Consider the following 13,466-nt stretch of genomic DNA (forward strand, 5'->3'; position numbering starts at 1 on the left):
AGAGGAGAGAACTGCCTGCGCTAGAAACGCAGGGACAGGCAGCTCAATCCTCCGTCTTGTTTACGGAATTCAGACATATCCAGCTCAATCACGTTGTAGCCAGCGTCAGTGATTTGCTTTTTCGTGCTCTCAAAGCCTTTTGGAATGATGACGTAGTCGTTGATATGGATGCAGTTCGCAGAGTACTCAACTTCTTTTTCCACGATCAGATGCTTGTATTGGCTAAACACTTCAGAATCGATGAACTCCCCAGCCAGAACCAGCAAGTCATTGCCGAGGTAGGCAATACCTGTTTTCAGGTGGAAAAACTCTTTCAGTGGAACAATCGTGACCTCATATCCGTATTTGGAGAGAATCTCGCGGAACTGGATCGCTCCTTCTTCATTCGTGCGTGTCGACAGACCGACATAAAAATGGTTGTCTACTTGCATAACGTCTCCTCCATCGAGGAAGCCAGGGGCCTGAATATATTCAATCGTGTCATAGAAACGAGGAAGCACCAATTTCATATCCTCAATTTCACCATTGCGGCTTTCTGCACCGGGATTGGTGATGACGGCGCACTTTTCCGTGAGGACAGCTGAATCTTCCACAAACGTAGAATCCGGGAAACGCTCGTCCGCTTCCAGAACGGTTACATCCAGACCTGTCTGTTTCAGCGCTTCTACATAAGCGGCATGCTGTTTAAGAGCAAGTTCAAAATCAGGTGTACCCAAATCAGAAGTCGTCAAACCATTTACATAGCTATTTCCCGGTTTTCTTACAATCGCACGTGAAAATTTCATGATGATAGATCTCCCTTCTGTTTTCGAATCTTGCTTTTGTCTAACAGTGGGCGACGGAGAAACGAGCATGTAAACGCTTCCGCTTCTGCTACTTTTGCTTGTTCATCGCCACCATGTTGCATTCATTCTCCTCTGAGCAATCACTCAGAAATATTCCGCATTGTGGAATCGCTTCTGCAATACAAAATTACACTCTTAATGTAAAATAGTTTCAAATTTTTTGTCAACGAATTTTTATCTGGTCTAAATTATATTGATTCGGCTGAAAAATTCTGATAGATTGAGGTCATATTAAGCTGGCGTGACAGTCGAAAAGCAGTCACTATGCAACAAAAAGCCAGGAGGTAACGTACGTTGGTACAATCGATTGACCGGGCGATGAGCATCATCTCCGTCCTGGTATCAGATCCAAACAAGCAGCATTGGTCCATCTCGGAAATTGCTGAACAAACGAACCTGCCACTAAGTACCGTACACCGTTTAATAAGCAGCCTCATCAAGCATGGACTCATCCTCCAGGTTCCTGAGAGCAAGCAGTATAAGGTCGGCTATACGTGGATGGAAATCGGGCTGCGCATCCTGGACAAGATGGACATGCGCGCTGTCGCCCGAACTGTCATGGAGCGATTGGCAGCAGATGTACGAGAAACCGTCTATCTGAACATTCCACAGGGCTCTCATGCCATCGTACTCGAACGAGTGGAAGGTCCCATGTCTGTCAGAAGCATGGATAATCTGGGCGAGCGTATTCCGCTACATATCGGTGCGGCAAACAAAACGATTCTCGCCAGCATGAATCCGACCGAAGCAGAGCAAATCGTGACCGATTTAATCCCGGATGCAGAAAAACGTCGCGAGCTGTTAGAACGACTGCCAGAAATCAGACAAAACGGCTATGCAGTCAGCTACGGTGAGAAAACCGAGGGTACCGCATCCATTGCCGCTCCTATCTTCGGTGTTAACCAAAAGGTCGTGGGCGCTTTGAGTATCGGTGTTCCGAGCTATCGGATCAACGAACAGCTCTTGTCCTCACTCATTGAACAAACCCAACAAAGTGCCCAAGAAATTTCCCACAAGATCGGTGCCTTACCTTAATTTTTTTGCCCACTAACCGGAAACAGTTTTCACTATACGGAAAACGGAGGCGTTTTTTATGCAAAAATGGCAAACAAAAGAGCAGCTCGTTGATCTCTTGTGCAATTTGGTAAGCATTCCAAGCATTACAGGATCAGCTGCCGAGAAGGACTTGCCTAGCTACGTCGTCGATCAACTGCGTACCCTGCCTTATTATCAAGCCAATCCCGATCATGTGCGTGCGAATCCGACCGGGGACGGGCGCCATTTTGTCACTGCTCTGGTTAAAAAAGAAGGTGTACGGGACACCGTCATTCTCGTCAGCCATTTTGATGTGGTCGATGTCGAGGATTACGGTGCTTGGATGAAGCATGCTTTTGATCCGAAGAACCTCACTCCTCTCTTCCTACAAAACCAAGCGGATATGCCAGCAGACGTTCAACAGGATATTCGTACCGGCAACTGGCTGTTTGGCCGTGGCACCATGGATATGAAGTGTGGACTGACGCTGCACATGTCGATGATTGAGCAAGCGATTGCGGGAGAGTTCGACGGCAACATTTTGCTTCTGACCGTCCCTGACGAAGAGGTGAATTCTGTCGGGATGCGTGCAGCAGTCCCAGCACTGTTGAAAATCGCCGAAGAGTTCGACCTGAGCTACACGACCGTGCTCAACTCCGAGCCGATGTTTACGCGCTATCCAGGGGATACGAATACGTACTTGTACACAGGCTCCATTGGAAAAGTGCTACCAGGCTTCCTCTGCTACGGCAAAGAAACACATGTCGGCGAGCCTTTTGCTGGGTTAAACGGCAATTACATGGCCTCTCAAATTACATGTGAGCTGGAGCTGAACACATCCTTCTGCGAGGTCGTCGAGGGAGAAGCATCTCCTCCGCCGACGAACCTGATTCAAAAGGATCTGAAAAAAGAGTACTCTGTGCAAATTCCGCATCGTGCTGTGACACTGTTCAACCTGTTCCTGCTGGAAAAGCAAATGGAGGATGTCGTAGAGCCGCTGCTGGAATCCGCAAGAAATGTCGCAGAGCGCATGAAGCAAAACTACCTCAAGCACGCGAGCCAGTTTGCCAACTTTGCGCCTTTTAGCCCGCGCGATCTGTCCATTTCCGTCATGACGTACGAAGAACTGTATGCCTATGCGAAGAAAACGTACGGGGAAGAAAAGCTGCGCCAGCTGGAAGCAGATGTCATCGCCAACCGCGGCGACAAGGACGATCGCGACACCACGATCGAGCTGGTGGATCAATTAGCGATTCTGTGCAAAGAACTGTCGCCGATGATGATCTTGTTCTTCGCTCCGCCGTTTTACCCGGCAGTCAGCTCGCGCAATCATCCTCTGATCCAGCAAACGATGGAAGAGATGAAAGCATACGCCAGAGATCAGCACCAGGTCAATTTGGTCAAACAAAACTACTTTGGCGGTATCTCTGACTTAAGCTACGTCGGACTCCAATATCCGGCGGCATCCATGAAGCCATTGGTAGCGAACATGCCTTTATGGGATAACGGCTACTCCATTCCGCTTCAAGAGCTCGAAGCTTTTGATGTACCTGTCATGAACCTCGGTCCAGTCGGACGTGACGCCCATCAGTGGACAGAACGTCTGGACATCGACTATGCATTCGATACGTTAAAAGACATGCTTCCTCGTTGTATCCAGTCTCTCTTGCATAATGGGAAAGCATTGAAAGAATAGCAAATAGGAAAAGGTTCCTGTACCGATAGATTACTGTCGCACAGGAGCCTTTTTCCTTATAATGAAGAAAAACCATTTCAAGGGAGGGTTACGCATGGAATTTCAAGCGAAAGAAAATGGCTTTGTCACACAACTGTCCTACGGTGAGCTGCACGTATCTGGTGATGAACAGTATGGCTTTCGCCCCTACCAGCTCTTGGTCTCTTCCATCGCTGTTTGCAGTGGCGGTGTTTTGCGAAAAGTATTGGACAAAATGAGAATGCCGTGCACGGACATGAAAGTAACAGCAGATGTGCAGCGAAATGAGGCAGAGGCAAATCGGGTTGAAAAAATTCACCTCCACTTCATCATTACGGGTGAAAATATGAAAGAAGAAAAAGTGCAAAAAGCCATTGAAGCCGCGAGCAAAAACTGCCCGATGGTCCAATCTGTCAAGGGAAGCATCGTCGTAACCGAGTCCTTCGAATTGGTATCATGATAGGAAATGCAGTGCTAATGCCCACTCCCTTGTTTCTACTTCAAGACATACAGCAGGTCACCTTGTCACCGACAGAAGCATGGGCGTTTTCCGGCGGATCTACCCATGCCGTGCTCATCGTGACAAAAGGATCGGGCCGGATGCTGAACGAGTTGGATCAAGCCACTCTATTAGATGGAAGTGTGCTGGTTCTTTCTCGAGAATCTGCGAGGCAAGTACGCGCTGATACAGATGATCCACTCCGTTTCCTCGTATTTTATTTTGATGCCCTGCAACAGTCAGATCAGGTCACCAACGCGTACAGCCCGAGCCTTTCCTGGCATCTGGACCGCAGCTCATGTTTATTTCACCAGGTCGATCACGGCACGGAGCTTGCCCTCACGCTGTTTGCCCATCGACAAACCAATGATCCGTTGGAAGCTTTTCAAAATCAAATTCGCTTTCAGCAATTGCTGCACCTGATTTGGAGCCATGCAGAACGACAGGCTACCATAGAAACATCAAACGTTGTCGATCAGACTCTTTCTTACATTCATACAAATTATGCGGAGCCAATTACCTTAGACGATTTGGCGAATCGAGCTGGCCTTACCCCTCGGTATTACTCCGAAGTCTTCAAGAAAAAGGTCGGAAAAAGCCCGATCGAATATTTGACGAGCTGCCGGATGGAGCATGCGAAGACGCTACTTCGCGAATCGAATAAACGATTGCGCGAAGTAGCACGCCTGGTCGGTTATGCCGATGAGTTTTACTTCAGCAGACGCTTCAAACAGCAGATAGGCGTGTCGCCAACTGTCTTTGTCCGCATGAATCAGAAGCAAATGGCGCCCGTCACCTTCCACTATGCCGAGTATTTATTGGCACTGGGAATCAGACCAGTTGGCGCTCCCGAAGAGCAGGTCACTTATTTACGCGAGCAATTGCGGATGAAAGAGGCAGATGAGATTGTCAGCCTGCCCGAGAACACGCCAGACTTGATCGAACCATTGCAACCGACGTTTATTTTGACCGAATCGACAGGAGATTGCGCTACTTTCTCCAAGATTGCACCTACTCTTGCACTTCCGTGGCTTGCGCATGATGTATTTGGTCATTTGAACATACTGGCCGATGTGCTTGGCATGAAAGATCAGGCACACATGTGGCTCAGGCAGCATGAACAGAAGGTTTTGAAGGCGAAGCGATGCATCGACGCTCATATCCAAAAGGAAGAAACTTTCTTGATCCTCAATGTGCGCCCACAGAGCCTATTTGCATACGGTGCCAGAAATATCGGGCATGTACTATACAAATCCTTGAAGCTGACGCCACCCAGAATCATTCAAGAAGAGTTGACACGCAACCCCAATTTTTGGGCGACTACAATCAACGAGGATCAATTAAGCCAGTACGCAGCAGATTGGCTGTTCGTTCATATTTTTGATGATGATCTCTCACGGGCACACTTCAAAGAGTTAATGAAACAGGATGTATGGCAACGAATTCCTGCTGTACAAAAAGGGCAAGTGGTCATTCTCAATCCGATTTGGTTTTCGTATGATCCCCTCTCCCTCGACATCCAGCTGGAAGAGATCGTCCAAATTTTGACCCATTCTAACACCACCACATTGTCCAAAGAAATACGGAACATTCTCCATGGATGAAAAGAGTACATTCAGGGTAAGATGAACTTTGTTAATGAGAATCATTTTCATTCACGGAGGATTTACGATGAAACGATTACGCATACAAGCTTGGCTGCCCGGATTCATGATGCTTTCCTTGCTCTTGCTCACGGCATGCGGTCAGACAGCCAGCACCAATCCATCGGCACCTGCACAAGAGAACAAAGATAGCGAAACACGCGTATTGAAGCACGCGAAAGGCGAATCCACCATTCCCTTAAAGCCAAAACGTGTCGTAGCCCTGCAATATGTGGGCTCTATGCTTGCTCTAGGTGTGAAGCCAATCGGAGCATTGAAGGGACATATGGAAGGTGCGGACATGGCTCCGTTGGTCAGTGGCATCGAAGTCGTGGGAGATTATGATGCTTACAATCTGGAGAAAATCCTTGAATTGCAGCCTGACTTGATCCTGACAGGCTCCGATGACGAACAACAAGTATATGAGAAGCTGACAAAAATCGCCCCCGTTGTTGCAATCGATTTTGATCAATACGATGTCTTTGGTCATGTACAGAAGGTAGCAGAAGCACTAGGCATGGAGAAAGAAGGCAAGGCTTGGGAAGAAAAGTACAAAGCAAAGGTGGAAGAAGCTCGCAAGCTCGTACAAGCCAAGGTCGGAAAAAACGAGACAGTGGCAGCTATGAACGTCCGTGCGAAAACAATCAAAATGTACGGCGCTCGTAATATGGGGCATGTTTTGTACAACGATCTACAGTTGACGCCACCTGCACTCATCAAGACCGAGATTGAAAAAGACCCGCTGTTCTGGTCAAATGACCTGTCGATGGAGCTTTTGCCAGAATATACGGCCGACCATATTTTCCTGATGCTGTTCCCAGGGGAAGATGCCACCCAATATCTAAAAGAAATCGAGCAAAGCAGTCTGTGGAAAAATTTGCCTGCCGTCAAAAATAACCATGTTTATGTTGTCGACGTGGACAGATGGCTAGGATACGACGCCATTCTGATTGAAAAGCAGCTGGATGAAGCTGTGCAGTATTTGACCGGAACGAAAAAATAACCATGCAAAAACAGCCCGGAAGCTCAGCTTCGCGGGCTGTTTTTTATCAATTGCTAACAGGCTGTTGCTGTGGAACCTTCCCTCTGTTCTTTTTTCCCTCTGGAATGAGCAGATTCAAAAGCACGGTTGCCAATGCCCCTACTGTAATGCCTGACGATAAAATGTAGTTCACGAAATCTGGTACTCCTGCGAGTGCATCTTTTGGCAGGACCGTTACCGCCATCGTCAGCAGGATCGGCAGACCCATGACCATCATCGTGCGATCATCAATCGTAATGTTTTGAATGACTTTGATCCCATTCGCCACAATCGCTACACACACGATCCCAAAAATCCCGTTGATGACTGGCTCCGGTATACAAGTAATCGCCGCCGACAGCTTCGGCACCAGCCCAAGGGCAATCAAGATCAATCCTCCGGCCATAATCGCCATCCGGCTCCCTACTCCTGTCACCGCAATCAACCCTGCATTGGAGGAATAGCCAGTCGTAGGTGTACCTCCGAACAATGCCCCGACAAAGCACCCCAAGCCTTCACCGACAGCACCGCGATTCAGTCTCTCCTCCGTCAATTCACTGTTCGTTACCGTAGAGACGACGAACCAAGTCCCTGTTGTTTCAATCATGATAATCATATAAACAAAAAGCATCGTCAAAACAGCACTGAGATTAAATACAGGAGCCCCATACGGAAACAGCTTCGGCATGGACAGCCACGGTGCTTGTCCAACCGGACTAAAATCTACCGTTCCAAAAAAAGCAGCGGTTACCGTTCCGACGAAAATCGCAATCAGGACAGATACCAGTCTAAAAAACGCCCCCGCAACCTTTGCTCTTGTGCCCAGCAGCATACAGATGACAAGCACACCAGCTGAAACGGCGGCAATCAAAATGTTGGTCCAAATATTTCCCGGGGAGTGATAAATGTTTCCCATCCCTGTTGGCATCAAAGCAATGCCTACGATGATGATCACCGTCCCGCCGACTAGCGGTGGAATAAACTTGCGAACCGCTTTGGCAAACCACTTCAATGGATACCCCATCAGGGCCACAAACAGCGCTCCGGGAATCATGCTGCCAATCATCGCACCCATCCCCAGCTTACTGCCGATCGCAGCCAGCGCACCGATGGGTACATAGGAAGGGCCTTGCACGACAGGCAAACGCAATCCAAATCCAGTCTGGATCAACGTCCCGATACCCGTCGCAAGAAAACACATTTGAATAAAGAAAGAAGTGCTTGAAGCGTCCATGGTCAGCAGCCCAGCAATAATAATAGGAGCAATGTACAAGTCCATAGCTAACACATGCTGCAAACCAAGTAAAAACGCCTTGCCCACACTGATTTTGTCATCGACGCCCACAACAAGCTGATTGCTTTCTCGATGTTGTTCCACTTTCAAAAGGCCTCCCTAGTGGTAGTTTAGCTAATTACGAACGATATAAGTGGGATTATACCGGATAAATCCGTTTTTAGGCAACTATTCACGTAATAAATAGGTAGTATCGCTTTATAATGTTCGTGTTTTCTGTTGACTTCCCTTCTACTCTCCCGCTACAATGAGTGAATAACGGAAGTATCGACAAAGGGAGTGTCTCATCAATGATCGTGCAAGATACCGTGCTGCGTAATGAGTGGATCGTCGCCTGTCGTTCGGTGGATGTGCAAGACCGCCCGATTCAGGTCACCATTATGGGCGAGCGGGTCGTCCTCTTCCGCAACGAAGAAGGAATCCATGCGTTTAAAGACCTCTGTATTCACAGAGGCGCTGCCCTGTCTCTGGGCTGTGTCCGAGATGGAAAGCTGGTCTGTCCGTATCATGGATGGGAATATGAAGCATCCGGCGCCTGTGTAAAAATCCCTCAGTTGCCTGCCGAGCAAGCGATACCCGGCAAAGCGCGTGCTATTTTATACGGCTGTACAGAGCGATATGGATTAGTGTGGGTGAATCTCGCCAACCAATCTCCTGAGTTTTTTGCCCTGCCGGAATTTGAGGATCATCGTTTTCGAAATGTCATCTGGGGGCCACAGACAGTGATGGCCAAGCCTCCACGCGTCGTAGAGAACTTTTTGGATGTAGGCCACCTGGCTGTCGTTCATGAGGGTTATTTGGGTGTCGAAACGCACATGGAAATCGGGGATTACCGCGTTCACCGCGACGAGAACGGTGTTATTCGCACAGATGAGATCAAGATTTTTCAGCCTGACCCGGACGGTACTGGTCAAGCGAAGCACGTCTATTACACGTACGAAATCCTCCGTCCGCTCACGGTAAAATTCACGAAACGCGATGCGGAAAACGGCAATCTGATGTCTATTTTGCTTACTGTGATGCCGCTGGATGAAGCGCGAAGCGTAGCTTATGGCGTACTTTCTTTTAATTATGAGACGAACCTTTCCGATGAGGAAATCATTAGCTTCCAAAACCTCATCTTTGCTCAAGATAAACCGATCGTGGAAAATCAAAAGCCTGAGGACCTGCCACTTGATTTACAAGTAGAGCTATCCTTAAAATGCGACCGTGCGAGCATCGCTTACCGTCAGTACTTGACGGAGATGGGTGTCACGTTCGGTACGGCATAAGCTTCTTAACGAAAATAAAAGGACCTGCCAACTCCGTGATTGCTCACGTAGGTTAACAGGTCCTCTTGTACTTTCTCGTACAGCTTTTATAAAAGCGGAGACAACAGCCGCGTCAACGATTCCAGCAAGCGTAAACGCAGTGGTCGGTTTACATACTCTCCCAGTGTCATCTCCCGGCAATCAGCCAGATCGGAGACAAACAATTCCTCCAGCTCCTCTGCCATCTTCGAATCGTACATAAACGCATTCGTCTCGAAATTCAGCTTGAAGCTACGAATATCAACATTGGCTGTTCCCACAGATGACAACTGGGTATCAACCACGATTGTTTTGGCGTGCATGAAACCTTTTTCGTAGAGATAACAGCGAACACCGCTCTTTAACAAATCACCGAGATAAGAGTGAGTCGCCCAGAATACCAACAGATGATCTGGCTTTCCCGGGACCATCACCCGCACATCTACCCCGGACATTGCCGCCATCTTCAGTGCGGTCAGCATACCTTCATCGGGAACGAAATACGGCGTCTGCAAGTAAATCTTTTTCCGTGCCTTGTAAATCATCTTCAAAAATGCATGCTTAATTTGCTCTTTTTCCGAGTTTGGCCCGCTCGATACGATCTGAACGCCAATCGTGCCCTCGGACTCATGAATCTCCGGAAAATACGCCAGTGACTCATGCATTCTTTTCGGAGCGGACAAATTCCAGTCCAGGAAAAAGCGTGCTTGCAGCATGTACACCGCTCTTCCCTCTATCAGCAAATGGGTGTCACGCCAATACCCCAGCTTCTTATCCTTACCCAGGTATTCATCCCCAATGTTGAAGCCTCCGATATAGCCAATTTTCCCATCAATAATCGTCAGTTTGCGATGATTCCTGAAGTTAACCCGAAAATTAAGGAACGGAATCTTCGCCGGGAAAAAGGAGGCGACTTGTCCCCCCGCCTCTACCAATGGGCGCAGGAACCGGGAGGAGACACCAGAGGAACCTACCGCATCATAAAGCAATCGAACCTCGACGCCCTCCTTAGCCTTCTTCGTCAACAGTTGAATGAGCTGTTTCCCTAAATCATCGTCATTCAAAATATAGTAGAGCAAATGTATATGCTCGCGTGCTTCCTCCATCTGTTTGAACATGAGGTTGAACAGACTATGGCCTTCCTTAAAAACCTGAATGGTATTATCCTGCGTATAGTACGCTCCATCACTTACCACGTTCATGAAAATCATGTCGCGGTGTCTCTCCATCTCAGGATCGTTCACCTGTAGTTCACCATGGGCAAGCAACTGCTTTTGTCTATCGACCGCAGCTCGAAAATGGGAAAATTCCCCTTCCTTGAGCCGATACAGCTTTTTCTTGCTTAGCTTATGTCCAAAAATCAGGTAAACGATAAACCCGATGCCCGGCAAAAACAGCAGAACCATCAACCAGGCCCAGGTTGCCGCGATGTTTCGCCTCTCCATGAAAATAAGAACGGCAGCCAAAATCAGGTTACCTATTGTTATAATCGCAAATATTTTTTCAAACATTGCCATCACACCACATCCACCTCTAGGATTTCTCCCATATTACAACATTTACTATTGGGATTCATCCTTCCTATCCATCTAGTTTGTCCTATGTTGTCAATAGTTTTCCGCTCTTCATGATACATTTATCGTCCAAATACACATCCGGCTCTTTGACAACCAGATCAATATGTACCCCTGCAACAAGTGTCCCGCCAAACGTGTTGTTGCTACCAAAGGCTACATGAATCGTTCCGTACACCTTCTCGTCCTCTAACACAACTCCCGTGATACGCGCCTTATCATTCGTTCCGATTCCGAATTCACCCAGCATCCGCCCGTCTTGGTCCCCAAGCATTTGCAGGAGGCGTTCACCCGCCGTTCCTTCTGCCTCTGTGATCCGACCATTTTGGACCGTCAGTAGCAGGGGCGAATCAATTTTTCCGATACCAGCGATGGAGCCATCGACGAGGATTTGTCCCTCTGCTGTCCCTTCCAATGGGGCGATATACGCTTCTCCGGAAGGAAGATTGCCCGATTCTCCAGGATTGACGTACATGCCCGTACTCGGCACCCCATTGCGATCTGCGATGGAAAACGTCAGTGACTTGCCCGCTTTTTCGATCCGCACGGTACTTGCCCGCGTCAGCATTTCGGTCACGCGCTCGGTGAGTGCCTTTACTTGTGTATAGTCAGCGGAAATCGCTCCCGCAAGGAACATGTCTTCCGTAATAGCTGGCATGGTAGCCAGTCTTGTACCATTTGCTGCTGCTTCTTTTCGTGCTTTTGTATGAGTCAAAGAGTGCTGGGTCACACATACCACCACATCTGCGCTCTTCATCGCCGCTGCAACAGCCGCAGGAGGTTCTTGACCGGACTTTTCCCGCTCCTTCATGACCATCAGCATCGCTTCTGCCCCGAGCTGTTTACCCGCTTCCCAGAGCGCCTCACCGATGTCCCGCTTCCGCTCGTCGGCCACCACCAAAAATGTCTCATTCGCCTGTAATGCCAAGCAATTCATCAAAATGCCTTTGCTGGATTCTATCAATGTCACGCCGCATCATCCTTCTCATCTATCTATGGTTAGATTATATCCACTTTTTTCTTGCAAACTCTTCTGTCTTCGCTAGATTAGATCGTTAGTCCTGCCCTTATCAAGTTTATCGGAATCTTCTTGCTTTTGCTGTAAGATTTAGTATGATTAGAATACAAATGAAAACGCTTAAGACAATGAGGTCTTCTACCCGCGCTTTGCAAAAGGCGTGGGGAAGACCTTTTTCTTTTGAAAGAAATGATAACGTTTTCATTTGGGGATCGAGAAAAAGAAAAAGGGGATGACAACAATGTCACACAGAAAAGTACAACCCAAAACGTGGTGGCTGACCATGCTGATGATCGTCGCTCTACTCGCGATGCAAATGCCAGCTTTGGCCAAGGACACCAACGTGCAGATGCTCGACAAGGGGAAATGGGCACCTGCGACTTATCAAGCCGTCCATGAATTGATTGAGAAAAACGGCGTCAAGAGCGCTACCTACAATGCCAAGAAAAAGCCGTATGTCGTTTTTGACTGGGACAATACGAGTATCATGCATGACACCGAAGAAGCTCTGTTTGTCTATCAGATCAACCATTTGGCTTACAAGCTCACACCAGAAGAATTCGGGAAGGTCATCCGCACGAATGTACCAGAAGGACCGTTTTCCGATTCGTATAAAAATGTTGACGGCAAGCCTGTCACACTCGATGCCATCGCGACTGATCTCGTAGCCGACTACACGTACTTATATCAAAATTATCAAGGTCTTAAAGGAACAAAGTCGCTGGAAGAAGTGACAGCAACAGAGCAGTTCGCAGATTTCAAAGCTAAGCTGTTTTTCTTGTATGAAGCAATCAACGATACACACAGCAACTCGATTGGCTATCCGTGGGTGCTCTACCTCTTCACGAACATGACCGTTGAAGAAGTACAACAGTTGGCGGAAGCATCCAATGATCTCAGCCTCGGTATGTCGATTCAAAAAGTAACCTGGACGAGCCCGAAATCGTTGGCAGGCAAAGCAGGCGTGGTGAAAGCCTCTCATACAACAGGCCTGCGCCTCACTTCCGAAGTCGCAAACCTGATGAACACGCTGCGTGCCAATGGCATCGATGTGTATGTCGTGAGTGCCTCCTTGGAAGATGTCGTTCGTGTCTTTGCCACTCTCCCGAAATATGGCTACAATCTCCCAGCGGAGAACATCATCGGCATGCGTCTGAAAACAGAAAACGGACGGATTACGAATGTGTACCAGCCTGACTACCCGATCACGGTAGCCCACGGCAAGACGGAAGTGATCCAGGATGTATTGGTGAAAAAGTATGGTCATGGCCCTATCTTCATCGCAGGCGATAGCAACGGTGATTTCGAGATGATGACTGAACTCGACAGCGTGCAGCTCGTGCTCGTCGTGAACCGCGTCAAGGGCGGCAAAATTGGGCAGCAAATTACCAAAGGTGCCGAACAGATGGGTAAAGCAAAACCTACGGTAGTCCTACAAGGACGTGACGAGAACACAGGCATGTGGATTCCGAATGAAGCGACGATCCGACTTGGGCAGAAAGAGCCGCAGTTGGTCGCGAAATAACGTAGAAAA

Annotated in this window: 11 protein-coding genes; 7 read left to right on the top strand and 4 right to left on the bottom strand. The window is 48.2% G+C overall.

The annotated features are described in order from the left end of the window. Window positions 1-20: 20 nt before the first annotated feature. Window positions 21-785 (bottom strand): dimethylarginine dimethylaminohydrolase family protein, encoded by a 765-nt coding sequence (locus tag HPY27_RS13960; protein ID WP_106834715.1) that lies wholly within the window; start codon window positions 783-785, stop codon window positions 21-23. Between the two features lie 354 nt (window positions 786-1,139). On the opposite strand from HPY27_RS13960, the gene HPY27_RS13965 reads away from it, so the two are divergent. The 5 genes from HPY27_RS13965 (at window position 1,140) to HPY27_RS13985 (ending at window position 6,739) form a co-directional block, all read left to right on the top strand. After that, entirely contained in the window at window positions 1,140-1,880 is a 741-nt protein-coding gene (locus tag HPY27_RS13965; RefSeq protein ID WP_069851198.1) for an IclR family transcriptional regulator, read from the top strand. Between the two features lie 58 nt (window positions 1,881-1,938). Continuing rightward, entirely contained in the window at window positions 1,939-3,576 is a 1,638-nt protein-coding gene (locus HPY27_RS13970) for a M20/M25/M40 family metallo-hydrolase (protein WP_174225258.1), read from the top strand. Between the two features lie 94 nt (window positions 3,577-3,670). Then, window positions 3,671-4,054: an OsmC family protein gene (locus tag HPY27_RS13975; protein WP_007720051.1), complete on the top strand. Its 384-nt coding sequence runs from the start codon at window positions 3,671-3,673 to the stop codon at window positions 4,052-4,054. A gap of 17 nt (window positions 4,055-4,071) precedes the next feature. Beyond that, the gene (locus HPY27_RS13980) at window positions 4,072-5,697 is read left to right on the top strand and encodes a helix-turn-helix domain-containing protein (protein ID WP_254612897.1); all 1,626 of its coding nucleotides are present in this window, start codon (window positions 4,072-4,074) and stop codon (window positions 5,695-5,697) included. Window positions 5,698-5,764: 67 nt separating this feature from the next. Next, window positions 5,765-6,739, top strand: coding sequence for an ABC transporter substrate-binding protein (locus tag HPY27_RS13985; protein WP_173623275.1), 975 nt, complete (start codon window positions 5,765-5,767; stop codon window positions 6,737-6,739). A 46-nt stretch (window positions 6,740-6,785) separates the two neighbouring features. Here HPY27_RS13985 and HPY27_RS13990 read toward each other — a convergent pair whose 3' ends face one another. Continuing rightward, a complete protein-coding gene (locus tag HPY27_RS13990; protein WP_174225260.1) occupies window positions 6,786-8,135 on the bottom strand; it encodes a uracil-xanthine permease family protein in 1,350 nt (449 codons plus the stop codon). Window positions 8,136-8,341: 206 nt separating this feature from the next. On the opposite strand from HPY27_RS13990, the gene HPY27_RS13995 reads away from it, so the two are divergent. Then, on the top strand, window positions 8,342-9,322 hold the full coding sequence (locus HPY27_RS13995; RefSeq protein WP_174225261.1) for an aromatic ring-hydroxylating oxygenase subunit alpha: 981 nt from the start codon (window positions 8,342-8,344) through the stop codon (window positions 9,320-9,322). 86 nt (window positions 9,323-9,408) lie between these two features. On the opposite strand, the gene cls is transcribed toward HPY27_RS13995, so the two are convergent. Both cls and HPY27_RS14005 read right to left on the bottom strand, forming a co-directional pair. After that, entirely contained in the window at window positions 9,409-10,857 is a 1,449-nt protein-coding gene (gene cls / locus HPY27_RS14000; protein ID WP_173623272.1) for a cardiolipin synthase, read from the bottom strand. 82 nt (window positions 10,858-10,939) lie between these two features. Next, window positions 10,940-11,884, bottom strand: coding sequence for an aminopeptidase (locus HPY27_RS14005; RefSeq protein WP_174225262.1), 945 nt, complete (start codon window positions 11,882-11,884; stop codon window positions 10,940-10,942). Between the two features lie 289 nt (window positions 11,885-12,173). Here HPY27_RS14005 and HPY27_RS14010 point away from each other — a divergent pair, with 289 nt between their 5' ends. Further along, window positions 12,174-13,457 carry a haloacid dehalogenase-like hydrolase gene (locus HPY27_RS14010; RefSeq protein WP_017252497.1) on the top strand — a complete coding sequence of 428 codons (1,284 nt, stop codon included), beginning with the start codon at window positions 12,174-12,176 and terminating at the stop codon, window positions 13,455-13,457. Window positions 13,458-13,466 lie beyond the last annotated feature (9 nt).

It is taken from the genome of Brevibacillus sp. HB1.1, assembly GCF_013332445.1.
GTDB classification, from domain to species: Bacteria; Bacillota; Bacilli; order Brevibacillales; family Brevibacillaceae; genus Brevibacillus; species Brevibacillus porteri.